Source organism: Sorangium sp. So ce1153 (assembly GCF_051521595.1).
GTDB lineage: Bacteria > Myxococcota_A > Polyangia > Polyangiales > Polyangiaceae > Sorangium.
Genome location: NZ_CP150361.1, coordinates 12,566,307 through 12,582,534, shown reverse-complemented (window position 1 = coordinate 12,582,534; position 16,228 = coordinate 12,566,307). Strand labels below are relative to the sequence as shown.

Here is a 16,228-nt window from a genome sequence, read left to right as displayed (position 1 = left end):
CTAGTTGCCCGGGTCGATCGGATCGGCTGGCGGCACCTGCTCGAAGCTCTCGCCCTCCGGCGTGAGGGTGCGCAGGTGCGCGATCAACCCGTCCATCTCGGCGCGCGAGAGGAGGTGGTAGGCGCCGGGCATGTTCGAGTAGGCGGTGCCCTCGGAGGCGACCCCGTCGATCCCGAAGGCGATGACGGACTGCAAGTACGGATCGGAGCGACGGTCCCAGAAGTCGGCGATGAACTCGCCCACGTCCTCGCCGGGCGGCACCTTCACGGTGAACGTGCCCTCCGGGCCGGAGTGGCAGTGGTTGCACCCCGCGGCCGCGAACGACGCCGGCCCGTCTCGACCCTGGTCCTCGGCGGTCTCCACGCAGCTCCAGCCCGCGCAGCCGTTCACGGCGCGGCAGGAGTGGTCGTAGATCTCGTTCCATGTCTGGTAGACCATGCCGCGGCAGCTGTTCGTGCCGGCGCAGGACGCGTGGACCTGGACCACGCCGGGGCGCGCGGTGCCCATGAGCATGGCGGACTCGGCGCACGCCGCCGAGAACTCGTCGAAGGAGATCTGGCCGTCGCCGTCCGCGTCCATGAGCGCCACCGCGTCGACCCGATCGGGACCCGGCTCGCCGCTCCACACCAGCGTCTTGGCCGGCGCGTCGGACCCGTCGCAGTCCGAGTCGATCGAGTCGAGGTTCCGCTCCTCGGCGCCAGGGTAAATGGTGTTGTTGAAGTCGTCGCAGTCGCCTGCGCGCTGCGTGACACCGTCCCTGTCGTTGTCGCGGTCCTCGTCGCTCACGGGCTGGCCGCCGGCGCCGCCGTCTCCGGAGGACTCCCCGCCGGAGCCGCCGCCTCCGGAGGCCGACTCCGCGCCGGAGCCGCCGTCTCCGGCAGGCGGCTCCGCGCAGGGGGGCGAGCTGTCGTCGCCGCCGCAGGCTGGAGCGAAGGCGGCGAAGCTGGCCAGCGCCAGCGCGAACAGCGTTGATTCCGGAGATTTTTTCATGATCATCGTCCTGTCTCCGAGGGCCGCGCCGGACGCGCGCCCGCGAGTTGCTCGGCGCAGGACTCTATCCATGGCCGTCGCGCGCGGAACATGCGGCAAGTTGTCGCACGCACACCTTCGATGTTACGACCGGCGACCGCTCCGGCGGTGAGTTCTGCCGCCGCCCGAGCGTGGATGGCCGGGGCCGGATTCGGGTGCAGAGGTCGAGGGCAGGGAAGCAAGAAGCAACGAGATGGGTACCAGGGGAGAAGGAGAGGGGCGACGGATGACGCGCAGGCTTCGTGATGTGCTCGGGATGGGCTGCGCAGCGGCAGCGGCGCTCGCGGCGGGGCAGGCGAGCGCGATGCCGCCGCCCGGTCCCGAGGCGCAGGCGTCGCCGGCGCCTCGGCCTCCCGCGGCTCCGCCCGCAGCCTCGACCCCGGCGCCTCCGCCACCTCCGGCCGCCCCTCCGGCCGGCGCGTGGGACGCGCCGCCGCCCGGGTATCCGCCGCCGCCTCCCGGGTGGACGTGGAGCCCGGTCCCGTGGCAGCCCAAGACGACCGCCGGGGGCGGCCAGCGGCCCGCGACGAAGACCGTGTGGTACGGCTGGCAGCACCTCCTCGTGGCGCTCGGGAGCTTCATCATCTTGCCCGTGGGCGCCGGCGCCGAGTCCGAGGGGCTCATCTGGGTGGGCATCGGCGGCTTCGCGCTCGGCGGCCCGGTCACGCACTGGGCCAACGGGAACGTCGGCAAGGGCTTCCTCAGCCTCGGCCTCAACGCCGGCGGCGCGTTCGGCGGCAGCATGATCGGGCTGGCCATCGCCAGCGCCGGCGACGGTGGCCGCGACGGGTGGGCGGAGCTCGGCGGCTTCCTCGTCGGCGGCAGCCTCGGCCTGCTCGCGGCCAACATCGTCGACATCGCCGCCCTCGAGTACGAGGAGCGCTCGACGGCCGAGAGCTACGACTACATCCGCGTCCGCTCCCCGCGCCTGCGGCTCGCGCCCCAGGTCGGGCTCGCGCCGGGCGGCGCCACCTTCGGACTCGACGGCGCCTTCTGAGCGGGCCGCCCCGCGCCTCGCCCGCCGCTTCGGCCTGGCCCGGCGGCGGCGGGGGTGTAGCATCCGCGCGTGTTCACTCCGAAATCAGGTGCACGACGGCTCGCGCTCGCCGCGCTCGCCGCCGCCGCGCTCGCCGCGTGCGGCGGCGCCGACCGGCAGGATCCCCAGTTCGCGGACTCGCCCTCGGTCCCGCTCCCCGGGCCGCCCGGCGCCGCGCCGCTCGACGCCCCCGGCGGCGAGCCCGATGAGCTGCCCGGCATCGACACGAGCGAGCTCGTCCGCCGCGAGCGCCACACATGGTGGCAGCTCGTCTCGCAGCTCTACGCGCCCTGCTCCGATCAGGCGGTGTCGCTCGCGCAGTGTGTCCGCGAGTCGCGGCCCTGCGCGGCCTGCGTGCCCGCCGCGCAGCTCGTCGCCGACAAGATCCGCGGCGGCGCGAGCGGCGCCGAGGCGCAGTCCGCGTACGGCGTGAGGTTCGGTCCGAACGTGAAGAAGATCGACCTCGCCGACTCGCCCGCTCGCGGGCCGGAGCGCGCGCCGGTCCAGATCGTCGTGTGGTCGGACTTCGAGTGTCCCTCGTGCGGGCGCGCGGTCCCGCTCCTCGACGAGATCTTCGAGCGCCACGCGCCGAACGTCCGGCTGGTCCACAAGGTCTACCCGCTGCGGTCGCACGCCCACGCCGAGCCCGCGGCGCGCGCCGCCGTCGCGGCGCACAACCAGGGCCGCTACTGGCAGATGGAGCGCCTCCTGTTCGAGAACCAGGCGCGGCTCGAGGACAAGGACCTGCTCGGCTACGCGCAGAAGATCGGCCTCGACATGGCCCGGTTCCGCGCCGACATGGCCAGCGAGGCCGCCGCGAAGGTGATAGCCCGCGACAAGGCCGAGGCCGACCGCGCCGGGCTCAACGGGACGCCGTTCATCGTCGTCAATGGACGGGAGTTCGATCTGGCGCTGTTCAGCCTGCAGGGGGAGCTCGATCGGTGGATCGACACCGAGCTCGCGATCCTCAAGGCGAGCGGGGGAGCGGCGGGGGGCGGCGCGGGGCACGACGCGAGGTAGCGCCGTTGCAGGGTGAGAAGGACTGGAACCTCTACAGGTCGACGCTGATGTTCGGATCCAGCAGCATGAGGCGCCGGACCATCCTGCGCGTCTCTGGGTCGGCGCCGAACTTCCTCAGGAAGTCCATGACGTCGCCGTGGCTACCCAGCGTGATCTTGGGGACTCCTCGCGTGTGTTGCCTACCAGGGGCGGACGCATCAGCGAAGCATGTTCGCGCACCGGTAGCCGCGCCAGCGCCCGCCGGCTTGCACTCAATCCCCGGAGCCTGCGAACGTGGCACCGTCCGAGCTAGGGTGTCTGGGACGCGAGCGCCGGACTGGACAGACGCGCCAGCCGAGCTCCCTATCCGCGTCGCGGAGCGTCGGCTCGCAGAGCCGGTGCTGTCGTCGCTTCGCCCCGCCACCGTGGAGTTCGTCTCGGCGGAGCGCCTTCGGGTCGCTTCGCTTCGGCGTTGCTTGTCCCCGCATCGGGTTGGCCGCCGTCCGCCCACTTCCGCCGCGGATGGCTGGGCAGCGCTCTTGCGGCGCCGATCGCTTGTGGCCTCGGCCGCTTCCGGGCGCTCCACGTGCACGGCCGCGCGATGCGGGCGTCCCTTCGCGCGGGCGGGGCGATCGTTGCGGATCGCCACGCGACGTGCGGCGCAGACAGCTTCAGCACCGCCGCCGTCAGGCTCGGGACTTCAGCTCCTTCCTCGCCGCTCCGTCGCTTCGTCAAAGCACGGCGATTCTATGCACATGGCCGCCTTCCACAAGCACGCTCTGGAACGCGCTCCATGGAGCGGCTACGGCTCCAGCGCGACCAGAGATGTGTCGGCCACCACGTGACCGGCAGAAAGTGCGGTGCTTCGGTCATCGAGGACGGCAAGGGCTGCGAGGGCCGGTCAGCGCGCCGCCTCCGGCGACACCAGCACAGCTGCTTCAGCTTGTACTCTTCGCGCCGCGCGAACTTACGGCGCTCAGCCGGCTGGGCTTCGGTCGATCCGACCGCTCGGTCCACTCCGCCCTCGCTTCCGCTTTGGGCGCGATGGGGATGGGTAACCGGCCCCGCTAGCGTGATCACAATCGTCATGGTCGGGCAGTTACGGTGTGACTGTCGTCGGCTGCAGAAGCGGTCAGGATCCAAGGACCAGGATCGGCTGGGCATCGGAGCGTACGCCCAGCCTGCGGCAGTAGTCTGCCCGGTCCGACCGACCGTGCCAAGGAACCTCCCGCGGAGGGCTTCGCTCAAATCCGTCCTCAAGAGAATTCAGGAGAGCCCTGGCCGTCCGAAGCCTAGGAGCCGGCGAATTTCTTGTTATTGACAGCGAACGTGGTAAAATTATAGCATAACATTCCAGGAATTTTGCGCGGAACATCCAGAGCCAGCGGGCTGGCTGTGCGCCTCACGTGTAGTTCGGAGCGCGACGGAGTGCCCATGTCTACAACTTGCCGCGTCAAAGATGCGGTACTTGCAGAATAGAGCCACTGGGATCGCGCCCTTCGTGGCTCAAGATGCTCAGTTTTGACATTGTTGAATTGGTAGACGAAGGCGGCTCCCACGCGGATGCGATGTGAAGCATCAAGACGAAATTAGCGATGACTGAGACAGAGCCGCGCTCGCGCCCGAGGATGGCTCCGACCTGAACTGCGCTGGTGGTCGAACCGATGATGGTGCCACGCACCGAAGCCGAGATTTTCCAGTTCGGGATCGCGTATGCTTAACCTACTCTTGATCGACGCCGGCATGCGGCGAAGCCGAAACAATCGATTCGAGGGTCATACACCTGGTTCCCAGCCTAACCATGGTGTGACCTCAGGAGAACACGAGCATGAAGTACAGAACAACCATAATCCTATGCTTGCCAATCGTCATGTCCGCGGGATGCACGGTGGATGTGGACAGTGAAACAGTCAACGAGAAGATCACGCAGGCATCCCAGGCCGTAGTTGTAGACGATTGTCCGTACAGTAATCATCGCATAAGCTTCGAAAAAGAGATGATCATACGCGATGTCGCCGTCGTGGAGGATCAGTGCCGTACAACGTGGGACTCGTCTAAATGCACGGCTAACGGGTTCACCTCCAGCAGCCTCGGAAAGTGGACATTCAAAAACCTTATTTCGGCGATTGCCGGCCCAAAAAATCCCAGCGAATTTGTCGGACGCTGGCTTAGCATGTGGGAGAACGATCAAGCAAATATCAACGGCTTCTCACCAGTTTCGGCAAGACCGATGATCCGAGCTAACTTGATCGACCCATGGATAACGGCATCATCTGGCGTCAATTGCGGGGCAGGCCGCGCAGGACTGAATACCCCGATTCACGGTAGCGGTGCTTGTCTTCTCGATCTAAATGTCGCTCCATTCCGTCTGCTAGCCATAGTGCCAAGGCTTGATTTGGCGGGATCGGAATCCTACGGGCCCGCTGATGCTAATAGCACCGGAGAGCTTCGCTTCGTTTTTGGTGCAGTGAATCTAGGTTTAGTAGGAGACTCCGCGAAATTGAACGGAGCCTTGCAGGCCTTGTTCATTCTCGAGTACAAGCTTCCGAATAGTCGCGATCTCATCGATTGGGCTTACGATTTCAACGAGTTGAGCTGGTTCTCCACGATGGGGTCTAAGACACAAAATTCCACCTACAAGAACTGGCTCGAGAGGCTCACCGAGCGGGTAGTGGCAAGCGGCGCAATGCCAGGCGCTCCGAACGGAAGCGCCATCAGCCAAATCCGGACCAACGAGATCGATTTTCAATCCGGCACCTCAAAAGTTTGGGAATTTCGAGAACACAAGTTGATGGACTGTGCCGGAACACCGAGCGCCTGTTTTCTCAAATTGGCATCGCTAGCAAAAACGCCCGACAGTTCACGTAACAGATCTGCAGCGCTTGACACGTTTCTCATCTCTAATGAGCAAAATATACTTGCAGAAAGTTATGAGATTCCCACTGCGATGCAGACTCTACGTTCGATTTCAGGATCGGGTGCGGCTGGCACGCCCACCGAAGCCGTTCACTGGAACGTGTCAAATGCCACGACCTCCTACGATCCATTGGCGCGCCATATATTCGGGTTCGGAACTTGCAACGGATGCCATTACTCAGAAACAGATACTTCAAGTTCACGAGCTCACATCAAATGGCGTAAAATTGGACAAGCGGCGCAGTTGTCAACATTTTTGAGTATCGAGCCAGGCGTGAATCCCATTGAGCCGGATCCGAATAATTCGTCCGCCCCGCTGAACGCCCAATCGTTTAGCGATCCTGTAAGTGGCGATCTGCGCCAATACAATGAGTCGTGGCGTCGTGCGTGCGAGCTCCGGCGAATTCTTGATGAAGGTGGCGGTACACCCTATACAAGACCCAGCGGCGCGCACTAATAGCTGACGTGGCGACTGCGACAGCGCGGTATCCCGGATGAGGCTCGGGGTACGTCTCCCATGCTCTTCCTATCCATCGAATAACTAAACCGCGCGCGACCGATCAGCGCGCGGGCGAAACGTCTATCTGGACCCGTCAATGTCGGGCAGTAGACAAGCACAGCGGGACGGGAAGCGGAGCCCGTGAGAGCTAGGTGCCGCCCCCTGTGAAAGCGTTGTCACTTGCTGGGGCAGCATATAGCTTGTCCCTGGTGAACCAGCGGTAGCCATAAATGCAGCAACGGAGTCAAACGTGAAAGTTGACGCACTTGTGATAGGGGCGCTCGGTTTGTCAGGCTGCGGCTGTACCGCCATCGCGGGGCTGGACTTAGACTATTATGCGGCCCATAGCGGAGGCGGTTCGGGCGGAGATGAAACGGACGCCGGTGGTCATGGCGGTCAGGCCGTTGGAGGCGGCGCGAGCGGAAGCGGATCAAGCGGGACCGGAGGTGGAGGAGGTGGAACGGGAGGGAGCGGGGACGGCGAGTGCACGCCTGACGAGAAACAATGCTCGGGGAACGTGCCCCAGCGTTGCATCGATGGGCGCTGGGAGAGCGACATCGAGTGTCATGAACAAACATGTGTGAATGGTGAGTGCATTGGGGAGTGTGCCGCTGGAGAGGTGCGATGTGTTGGAAACATTCCGGAGCGTTGTGATGAAGTTGGACGGTGGCACGACGAGGGGCAGTGCCATGCGACGGCACCTCTGTGCATCGACGGCCGATGCACGCATCCACCGAGCTGTGATGGTCTGCCTGCGAACTGTGGGGCGAGCAAAGATGAGAACTGCTGCGCGAGTGCGGTGATACCAGGTGGGACGTTCAATCGAGGCAACAACGACGCTCATCCGGCGACGGTGAGCGAGTTCAGGCTGGACCGTTTCGAAACCACGGTAGGGAGATTCCGGGCCTTCGTGGCCGCGTATCCGGAAAGCAAGCCTGCGTCGGGAGCAGGTGCAAATCTGCAAATCAGAGAAAGTGGTTGGAACACAATATGGGACGGGGCTCTGCCCCCCGATGCCGCAGATCTGAGAGAGCTGCTTAAGTGCGACTCGGCATTTCAAACATGGACAGATGATGTGGGAATGAACGAGCGCCTGCCGATAAATTGCCTGAGCTGGTACGATGCCTTTGCGTTTTGCGCGTGGGACGGTGGAAGATTGCCTACGGAGGCAGAGTGGAATTATGCGGCTGCAGGAGGCGACGAGCAGAGGCAGTATCCATGGTCGATTCCGCCGGATTCTACATCAATCGATGGAAAATACGCGTCATATGACTGCCTCGGCGATGAGTCAGACCGTCAGGAATGCGCGTTTGCGGACATCCTCGCTATCGGTTCAAAATCACCTCTAGGCGATGGACGCTGGGGACAATCGGACCTGGGCGGCGGTCTGTGGGAGTGGGTCCTGGACTGGCATGCAGGATACTCGGCTCATTGCGACGACTGCGCCAACTTGGCACCGTCCACAAGCCGAGTAACTCGCGGTGGCAGCTGGTCCAACAGCGGCTCCTACCTACTCTCTTCATATCGCAACAACAGCGATCCCGAATATCGCAACATTTATACCGGTGTCCGATGCGCGAGAATCCCTTGACCGCACGACAACTCTTCCACCGCTTGGGAGCTGCTCGATGTCGGCTCATATGTAAGATGCCTAAGCCAGTGGCGCTAAGCGGGAACGCTGAAAAGGCATCACGTCTGCTCTCATTCACTCGCCGCCAGAACAACCTGACGAGCCACGATCACGAAAATTGAAAGAGTTAGCTCAATTGCTGCTAAACTCGTGTCACTGCGAGAATTTCGCCGTGGCGCGGAGGCACCGGTGCGCACGACCGCTCCCGGCACGCATAGGATGGCGGTGATCATGATCATGGCCGCTCGATCGTACCCAGCGCAGATCGTGTATACGGATCGTTGAGTTGCAGTGTGGACATATTGATGTTGAGAGTGTTCCGGCTCCCGGTTCGCGATTCAAGAAGCTGCGGGGCTCCCGCCGCTTCTCGATCCTCCTGCCCTGGTCGTAGGGCGAGAGGCAGACCTGTGTCACTTGTGACATGCAAGTCGCGGGCCGCCCCGTTGGCAGAGCAGCAGAGCGGTAACGCACGAGAGATCGTCCTTGTAGCACGCTGAGGCAAGCGCCGTGCGAAGGCGCCGGTGTCGCCGGAACGGTGCATCGACCATCTTGACGCCGCGGCTGCGAGGCGCGACGCTTCATCGGTGTCAGGTCCACTCGTAGACGGAGCGGTCTTCGCGCGCCGATATCGCGTTGTACGAGCTATCGCCGCCGGAGCAATGGGGGTGGTATACGAGGCGGTGCACCTCGATACCGACCGCCGGCGTGCGCTCAAGGTCATGCATCCGCACCTGTTCCAAAGCGAAGAGATGCGCCAGCGCTTCCGAGCCGAGGCTAGAATCGCGGCGAACGTTGATAGCGAGTACATCGTCGACGTTTTCGACGCCGGTATCGATGAGGCGACGCAAATTCCGTTTCTGGTCATGGAACTGCTCCGCGGCGAGGAGTTGGGCCAACGTCTCAAGCGTCTGGGACGCCTGCCGCCCGCCGAGATGCTCACCTACCTGCATCAGACCGCGCTGGCGCTCGACAGCGTGCACCGCGCGAGCATCGTGCACCGGGATCTAAAACCGGAAAACCTGTTCTTGGCGCAACGGGAGAATGGCTCGACCCGCGTAAAAATTCTCGACTTCGGCGTGGCGAAGCTGGTCGCCGAGGGCGCCACAGCGGCAGGTGCGACGCGCAGTCTTGGGACGCCGCTCTACATGGCACCCGAGCAGTTTTCCGCTGGCAGCAAGCTCACCGGTGCCGTCGATATCTATGCGCTGGGGATGATGGCCTACACGCTGCTGGTGGGGACGCCGTACTGGAACCTGGAAGCGAATGGCGCACGGGACGTGATCGCGTTTGCGATGGTGGCCATCCGTGGTCCCCAGGAATCGCCTGTTCAGCGCGCGGTCGCCGATGGTGTAACGTTGCCACCGAGCTTCGACGCGTGGTTTGCCCAAGCCACAGCCGTCGATCCGGCGGCGCGGTTCCGCGCGGCTACGGTGGCTGTGCAAGCCCTGGGCGAGGTGTTCAATCTCCCAGTGACTATCAGTGTTCCGATGCCATTCCAGAGTTCGCCGTCCGCACCCAGGCGAACCCCCTCGCTGTCGGAAGGCACCCAGGTATCGCTTCCCGAATCGGAGTGTCTCTCCGCGCAGGCGCTGGCGCTCACGGCAACCTCCACGGGTGCCGCAGTGTCGGCTGTTGCGACCAAGACGGGCCGAGGGCCGCTCGTTGCCGTGTTGGTTTCACTAGGGCTTGCTGGCCTGGCCGCGCTCGGCTGGCTCGCGCTGCCGACGAGGTCCGGGAGCGAGCAGGCCGCCGGAGCGCAGAGAACTAGCACACCTGGCACGGCCACATCAGGCGTGCCGAGCGCGACGAACCCGACGGCCCCGTCTGGACCAACATGGTTCGCACCGCCTCCCGCGGTGGTGCCGGCGCCGTCAGCGGAGACGCCGCCTGCCTCCGCCGAGACGGCGCCTTCCTCTCCCGGCGCTAGCGAACTGCCAGCAGGGCGCTCGACACAGCCTCCCACACGTGCAACGGCAGGCGCGTCCCCCTCCACGACGGCAAAGCGCTCGGCTCCCGTGAAGCCAACCTCGTCCCCCACGTCACCGTCCTCTTTGTTCGGGCGGAACTGAAGCTCAACGTCCCCTGCAACAGCGGCTTCTCTCTACTCATTCACGTGGTCAGCAGATCACTAATCAGACCTCGCCGAAACCATGAAGCGTAGCTCCTTAATAGCCCAAATTCCTCTCTGGTTCCTCTGCCCGCTTTGCCTCCAGGTGCCCGCCGCGGCGCAGGATATCGCGACCGCAGAGGCCTTGTTTCAGCGAGGCCTCGTGGATATGCAGGCAGGCCGATATGACACGGGTTGCAAGGCCATCGCAGAGAGCCAGCGCATCGATCCACGGCCGGGCACGCTCTTTACACTGGCCTTCTGCGAATCGAAGTCGGGCCGTGTCGCGACGGCAATCGCGCGATTCGGTGATTATCTGTCACTCGTGGACGCGCTGCCGCCGGCGCAGAGGGCGCAGCAGCGTGAGCGGCCTAAGGCTGCGAGGCAAGAGCGTGAACGGCTGGCCCCCTTGGTGCCCGAACTCTCACTGTTGCTACCGCCCGGAGCGCCGGCAGGTACGGTGGTGAGGCGCGACGGTCAGGTGCTGGGAGAGGCCGCGTTGGGCATTGGCTTGCCGGTGGATCCGGGAGAGCACGTGCTGTCGACCCATGTGCCTGGAGGGTTCATTCGGGAACAACGGATAGTCATCGAGCAGGGCGAAAAGAGGCAGGTGACGCTAGAAGTGCAAGCTGCGCCGGAGGCGGGCGCCTCCCCTGCTTCTCCGGCACCAGCGGTTCCCCGGGGGCCGGTCGTCGCGCCGCGAACAGCCGCACCCACCCTGCCCGCGCCGTCGCTCCCACTCGGCGCAGACGCGCCTCCCGCAGTGCGACGCACGGCTGTATACGTGAGCGGTGGGGTGGGGATGGCAGGGCTCGTGCTAGGCGGCGTCATGGGAGCGCTCACGTTTGGCAAGAAGGCAGTCGTTGAGAAGCACTGCGGCAGCGGCATAGGCTTCTACGACGCCGCTGGCTGTGATGCGACGGGACTCGATGCGGCGAACAGCGGACAAACCATGGGGCTCTTGAGCACCATCGGAATGGGTGTTGGACTCGCCGGGCTTGGAACGGCAGCGGTTCTCTATTGGACAGAGCCGAAACCGGCGAACACGGCGACCAACGCGGTCCCGCGATCGATCCGCATCGACGTATTTGCAGCGGGTCCAGGAGGAGCAAAACTCAGAGCCGAAGGAGTTTGGTGAGCCAACACGAAGCCCGGGCTGGATGTCAGGCGTGATAGCCTCGGGTGGGGGGTCGGGATCGGATGTGGAGCACGTGTTACCGAGCCGCCCCGTTGATGGCGCCGTGCTCCGCCTGGCCGATGGCCATCTCGCGGCCGCTCGGCAGTGTCTCGTTCCGCCGATGGCCATCGTGGGCGTTGCTCCCGGCGTCAGGCGGCGCGATGGGCATCCTGCCGGCTACCGTCGGCGCGGCGAGGCGATGGCCATCGTGGGCCTGGCGCGACGCGGCCCGCGAGGGCGACGAGCCTCGCGGGCCGCACGCCGCCGTTCAGCCGAGCGCCGAGGAGAGCGTGAGTGCCTCCGCGACGCGGGCTACCGCGTCACGGTCGACCAGCTTCCGCTTCCGGCGCGCCGACTCCCGCATCGCCGCCGAGGCGATGCGGTCGATCTCCCGCAGCGAGCCCGACGCGACCTCGTGCAGAGCGGCGAGCGACTCCCGCGAGAAGAGCTCGTGCTCGGCGCCGGCACCCTTCAGCCGGAAGGCGACATACTCCGCCGTGTCCTCCACCGTGGCCGGCTCGATCATGAAGCGGTGATGGATGCGCGTGAGCAGCGAGCGGTGCGACCGCAGGGCCATGCGGCCCTCGAGCTCCGGAAGTCCGACAAGGATGATCGACAGGAGGGCGCGGCTGTCCCACTCGTGATTCAAGAGGATATGCAAATGCGCCATCATGTCCGGGTGCAACAGATGGGCCTCATCGAGGAGAAACACCGGATGCACCTGATCTCCTTGCAGCTCGTGGACATGCCGCTCGACCGCGAGGAACAGGTTGGCGGCGCTCGATGTCGGCTGCAGGCCGAGCGCATGGCATAGATACCGGTAGAAGTCGCGGCGGCCGAGCGTCGCATTGTGGCAGTAGGTCAGACGGAATCCTGCCTGGGGTAGCCGATGTCGCAAGGCCCTCAACACACACGTCTTCCCGACGCCGGGCTCCCCCACGAGGAGCAGACTGGCACGCTCGAGGAGCGCGGCTTCGAGATCGTCGACGAGCACCTGCTTCGACGTCGGCAACCACAGCTCGGCATCGTCGAGCTCTTTGGAGAAGGGCGCGGTGCGAAGGCCGAAGAAGCCAAGCTCAGAAGATCGCATCGAGGTCCTCCTCTCCATCGAGGTCCTTCGCGTCGGCCGCCCGGGCCACGTCGCGCGCCGCCCTGTCGCGCAGCGCGCCGCCAGGGTCGAAGGCGACCGGCTGCTCCATGGGCAACGCGCCGCTCGTCGCGGAACGACGTGGCGGCCGTTTGACGTGCGCGTTGTGCACCGGGTCGACGGGGCGAAGGGCGATCCGCTGCCCCTCGATCTCGACGACCGGGGCGACTGGCTCGTCGAGCAAGCAAGAGGCGACGGTCACGATGCGACCGGCGAGGTAGCCGTGGTCGAGCTCGAAGAGCTGCCCGCGGACCGAGACGGTCGTGTCGCGGTGCACGCGCCGACGCTGCCGGATCGTGAGCGCGTCGCGCAGGCGAGCCTCGGAGAGGGCGTCGATCTCGCGCTGCCCGGGCGCGTACACGAGCCCCGGCGCGCGCCCCATCAGACCGGCGTGCGGGGACGCGTGGTAGTGGACATCGATGAAGGCCTGGATACGAGAGGAGATATCGTCCAGCGACGTGATCGCGCCCAGGTGGTCGAGCACCCCCTCCCGAAGCGTGCGCCAGAATCTCTCTATCTTGCCGCGCGCCTGCGGGTCGTAGGGGCGCGCGTGCAGCAGCGTGATCCCGAGGCGCGAGCAGAAGAGGCGCAAGGCGTCACCGCGATAGGTTGCGCCGTTGTCCAGGTACAGCGCGTCGGGCACGCCGTAGAGCCGGACGGCACGGACGAGCAGCCGCAACATGGTATCTTCCTTTTCGTCGCTCTCGACCGAGATGGCGACGAGGAAGCGCGATGCGTCGTCGAGCAGGGCGTGGATCCGCACGGGGATCCTTCGCCTGTCGAGGTGAAGCGTCGGGCCGTGACAGACGTCGCCGTGCCAGAGCGCGTCAGGGCGCTCGGCCTGCCACTTGAGCCGGGTCGTCGGCCCCTTGCCATCGCGCTGCGGGATCTTGTCGAGTTCCTCTTGACGGTAGAGGCGACGCACGGTCGAGGCGCTGACCGTGGCGCTCAGTCGTCCGTCTTCGCGCAGCGTGCGCAGGATGAGCGGCACCGAGGCCCCGGGGTGCTCCCGCCGGATGTCGCACAGCAGCTGTCTCAACACGGGGTCGAGCTCCCGGCCGCGACCGCGGTCGCGACGGGCGCGAGGGCAGAGGCCTTCGAGCCCGCGCTGGCGGTAGGCATAGAGCCAGCGCTCGAACGTCGGTACCGCGAAGGAGCGCGTGCACGCGCTGCCGGGCGGGCGCACGCGCTCCTTGGCGAGGGCGCGCAACGCTTCGACCAGATCGCCATGCGCGAGGTCGCGAGCGCAGAGCTGGCCAATGATGCCGTGGCGGAAGAGGGCGATTTCCTCCGCGTGATCTCTGGGTTTGAGGAGGTCCACGAACGGTCCTTTCCACGGGTGCGCTTCGACGCCCCGTGGAAACCCAGTGCCCCGGATCCGCGCCGCCGTGCCCGATCCTATGTGGTGGCGTCGCCGGACCGCGCGTTTGCCCGCGAATGGTCATCACGCTGCGAGCGCGGCGCCGTGGAACGCCAGGTGAGGGGCAGGCGTGCCGGCGCTGCCCCGAGCCGCCAGCGCCACGAGCTGCATCGCCGTGCGCTCGGCGACCTGCGCGCGCGTGCTCTCGGCGCCGTGGCGTCCGAGCCGGGGGAAGAGCTGGCCACGGCGACTGGCGTCGATCCATCGCGACGGCGCCAGCCACCGCTCGGCCGCCGCGACGCCCAGGATCACGGAGCAGCAGACCTCGGCGCGGACGACCGGCGTGGTGGCGCCCTCGAGTCCGATGCGAGCGAGCACCCAGCCGATCGCCGCCGCGGAGTAGCGCCGCCGCGGCAGCAGCCCGCGGGGCACGACGACCACGATCGCGCCGCAGGCGGTGCAGCGGTAGCGCCGAGCTTGCACCGTAACGAGTTGGGGCGCGCCGCCCGCATCGAGCGGGCCGTACACCTGGCGCGCGCGCAGGCCATGGCCGCGCATCCCCAGCGGACCGTTGACGGGGCGGCTGGCCGCGTCGCAGCCGGGGCAGCGCGCCGGCCGCACGTGCTGAACCGTTGGGAGCACCGTCATCCAACGCTTGATGTCGACATCGGCTTGAACGATCCTGCACGGGCTCCGCTCCTCCAAGGTGCTCGGAGCACGACGAGGGGAGGACGGGTCGCCACAACACGCATCCCCTCGTCGCCTATTTTGTGGCCGGCTCCGCGCCGATGCTCCGCTCCGTCGATGCCGGGCTTACGTCAGCGGCGGCATGGACGTGGTGCGAAGTGCAGTGGTAATTTCTGGCGTGAAGAAGGAAAGCTCAATCACCGAGGCATTGAGGGCGCGGATCCGAAGTTTTGTGAGAATTGCGAATGCATGACCGGAAAGCGTTGTCGGCGATCGCTCGCGGGCGGCGGACCGCTGCGCCCACCCCAGCTCCCGCTCTCGGGTCCGAACCAACTCCCTGATGGAGGGGTACGGGGCGCTCGGCGGATATCCATCACGAACGGGGATCGAGATCGGGGAGAAGTCCACTATTGGGAGGGCGCGGTAACAAGCACGCCAGTGCTGTGTAGGCGGTACGCTCGACTTTGTCCCGCTACCGCTGGGAGGCTGCGGGCTCGCCCAGTCGGAGCCATGAGCTCGCTGTCCTCAAAGCTTCGGGACCGCCTAGCGCCCCGCATGCTACACAGCGCCGGACGGGAGCTTCGCCCACACTGAGCCTACAGGAGCGAGCGACGCCAGGGAGCAGGGCTCTCGTGCAGCTGCGTGCGGCGCTGTCGAGGTGTCGAGAGCAGAAGATGCGTGGGAACTACCCGACCGAGCTGCGGGAGCGGGCGGCGCGGCGCGCCACCGCTCCCCGGGTTAACGAAGCGACTCAGCTCGGTCGATTCGTCTTCTCGGCCATCCCCTGGCCGCTCGCGGCCGTCTGGCCGCCGCCCGCGCTCGCTCCCTGTCCGCTCGCCATCTGCGCCGCGGACCCGCCGCCGCTCTTGATCTCGACCGAGCGGCCGCGCCGCTGCTGCTGCGGCAGCTTCAGGCAGACCTCGAGGACGCCGTTCTCGAACCTCGCGTCCACGTCGTCGGCCTGCACGCCCTGGGGCAGCGGGATCGAGCGCATGAACGAGCCGTAGCTGCGCTCGGTGTAGCTCACGCCCTCGCGCTGCTCCTGCTGCTCCTGCCGGCGCTCGCCCTCGATGATCAGGGCGTCGTCGTGGAGCTGCACCCGGATATCGTCCTTCGTCACGCCGGGGAGATCGGCCTTCACGACGAGCTGGCCGCCGCGCTCGCCCACCTCGATGTGCGGCGACCAGAGGTCGCCGCCCAGGGACGAGAGACCCCGCCCGCCGCCCTGCTCGGCCATCGAGCGGGGCTGCCTCGAGGACGACAGCATCCCCCCGAAGCCGAGGTCGTCGAACATGCGATCCATGTCCTCCATCATCCGGCGCACCATCGTGAACGGGCTGATGATGCCGCCCGCCGCGCCATACCGCCCGAGCTGACCGCCTCCTTGCTGGCGCTGCACTCCGGTGGACTGCGCGCCGGCCGCCTGAGAGGAGGGCTGACCCATCGCCTGGCTGCTGGGCTTGCCCTGCTGCGACCTGCCAACGGACACATCCTGACCCGTCTGCTGACGCTGCTGTTCCGCCATGGGAACCTCCTTTCAACCAGTCAACCAACCAACCAATCAACCAATCAGCTCGACGTTCTTGCAAGCGCGATGCCGCGTCGCCCGCGCGCGCCAGACAGGGCGGCTGAAGCGCGCGG

12 protein-coding genes are annotated in these 16,228 nt (G+C 66.1%); 6 read left to right on the top strand and 6 right to left on the bottom strand.

Going from position 1 to position 16,228, the window contains the following annotated elements; translation table 11 throughout:
* Entirely contained in the window at positions 1-990 is a 990-nt protein-coding gene (locus WME85_RS45790; protein WP_437830738.1) for a MopE-related protein, read from the bottom strand.
* A gap of 265 nt (positions 991-1,255) precedes the next feature.
* Here WME85_RS45790 and WME85_RS45785 point away from each other — a divergent pair, with 265 nt between their 5' ends.
* The 4 genes from WME85_RS45785 to WME85_RS45770 all read left to right on the top strand — a co-directional run bounded on the left by WME85_RS45785 (position 1,256) and on the right by WME85_RS45770 (position 8,070).
* Entirely contained in the window at positions 1,256-2,026 is a 771-nt protein-coding gene (locus tag WME85_RS45785) for a hypothetical protein (RefSeq protein WP_437830735.1), read from the top strand.
* Between the two features lie 69 nt (positions 2,027-2,095).
* The gene (locus tag WME85_RS45780; protein ID WP_437830733.1) at positions 2,096-3,085 is read left to right on the top strand and encodes a DsbA family protein; all 990 of its coding nucleotides are present in this window, start codon (positions 2,096-2,098) and stop codon (positions 3,083-3,085) included.
* 1,807 nt (positions 3,086-4,892) lie between these two features.
* Positions 4,893-6,437, top strand: coding sequence for a hypothetical protein (locus tag WME85_RS45775; RefSeq protein WP_437830730.1), 1,545 nt, complete (start codon positions 4,893-4,895; stop codon positions 6,435-6,437).
* A gap of 292 nt (positions 6,438-6,729) precedes the next feature.
* A complete protein-coding gene (locus tag WME85_RS45770) occupies positions 6,730-8,070 on the top strand; it encodes a formylglycine-generating enzyme family protein (RefSeq protein WP_437830727.1) in 1,341 nt (446 codons plus the stop codon).
* A gap of 110 nt (positions 8,071-8,180) precedes the next feature.
* Here WME85_RS45770 and WME85_RS45765 read toward each other — a convergent pair whose 3' ends face one another.
* Positions 8,181-8,348 (bottom strand): hypothetical protein, encoded by a 168-nt coding sequence (locus tag WME85_RS45765; RefSeq protein ID WP_437830724.1) that lies wholly within the window; start codon positions 8,346-8,348, stop codon positions 8,181-8,183.
* A 441-nt stretch (positions 8,349-8,789) separates the two neighbouring features.
* Here WME85_RS45765 and WME85_RS45760 point away from each other — a divergent pair, with 441 nt between their 5' ends.
* A complete protein-coding gene (locus WME85_RS45760) occupies positions 8,790-10,178 on the top strand; it encodes a protein kinase domain-containing protein (RefSeq protein WP_437830722.1) in 1,389 nt (462 codons plus the stop codon).
* Positions 10,179-10,259: 81 nt separating this feature from the next.
* Complete coding sequence (locus WME85_RS45755) at positions 10,260-11,354, top strand: hypothetical protein (RefSeq protein ID WP_437830720.1); 1,095 nt, start codon at positions 10,260-10,262, stop codon at positions 11,352-11,354.
* 307 nt (positions 11,355-11,661) lie between these two features.
* Here the strand turns inward: WME85_RS45755 and WME85_RS45750 are convergent, their stop codons facing one another.
* From WME85_RS45750 to WME85_RS45735, 4 genes are all read right to left on the bottom strand, one after another.
* Positions 11,662-12,483: an ExeA family protein gene (locus WME85_RS45750; RefSeq protein WP_437830717.1), complete on the bottom strand. Its 822-nt coding sequence runs from the start codon at positions 12,481-12,483 to the stop codon at positions 11,662-11,664.
* Positions 12,470-13,861, bottom strand: coding sequence for a DDE-type integrase/transposase/recombinase (locus WME85_RS45745; RefSeq protein WP_437830714.1), 1,392 nt, complete (start codon positions 13,859-13,861; stop codon positions 12,470-12,472). Before WME85_RS45745 ends, WME85_RS45750 begins: the two co-directional genes overlap by 14 nt.
* A 123-nt stretch (positions 13,862-13,984) precedes the next feature.
* On the bottom strand, positions 13,985-14,548 hold the full coding sequence (locus tag WME85_RS45740) for a DUF6431 domain-containing protein (RefSeq protein ID WP_437830712.1): 564 nt from the start codon (positions 14,546-14,548) through the stop codon (positions 13,985-13,987).
* A gap of 790 nt (positions 14,549-15,338) precedes the next feature.
* The gene (locus tag WME85_RS45735) at positions 15,339-16,112 is read right to left on the bottom strand and encodes an Hsp20/alpha crystallin family protein (RefSeq protein WP_437830710.1); all 774 of its coding nucleotides are present in this window, start codon (positions 16,110-16,112) and stop codon (positions 15,339-15,341) included.
* Positions 16,113-16,228: the final 116 nt, after the last annotated feature.

What these genes read in the sequence shown, in the direction of transcription:
- WME85_RS45790 (WP_437830738.1), bottom strand. Translation starts at nt 990, where the DNA reads ATGAAAAAATCTCCGGAATCAACGCTGTTCGCGCTGGCGCTGGCCAGC.
- WME85_RS45785 (WP_437830735.1), top strand. Translation starts at nt 1,256, where the DNA reads ATGACGCGCAGGCTTCGTGATGTGCTCGGGATGGGCTGCGCAGCGGCA.
- WME85_RS45775 (WP_437830730.1), top strand. Translation starts at nt 4,893, where the DNA reads ATGAAGTACAGAACAACCATAATCCTATGCTTGCCAATCGTCATGTCC.
- WME85_RS45765 (WP_437830724.1), bottom strand. Translation starts at nt 8,348, where the DNA reads ATGATCATGATCACCGCCATCCTATGCGTGCCGGGAGCGGTCGTGCGC.
- WME85_RS45755 (WP_437830720.1), top strand. Translation starts at nt 10,260, where the DNA reads ATGAAGCGTAGCTCCTTAATAGCCCAAATTCCTCTCTGGTTCCTCTGC.
- WME85_RS45750 (WP_437830717.1), bottom strand. Translation starts at nt 12,483, where the DNA reads ATGCGATCTTCTGAGCTTGGCTTCTTCGGCCTTCGCACCGCGCCCTTC.
- WME85_RS45740 (WP_437830712.1), bottom strand. Translation starts at nt 14,548, where the DNA reads ATGACGGTGCTCCCAACGGTTCAGCACGTGCGGCCGGCGCGCTGCCCC.
- WME85_RS45735 (WP_437830710.1), bottom strand. Translation starts at nt 16,112, where the DNA reads ATGGCGGAACAGCAGCGTCAGCAGACGGGTCAGGATGTGTCCGTTGGC.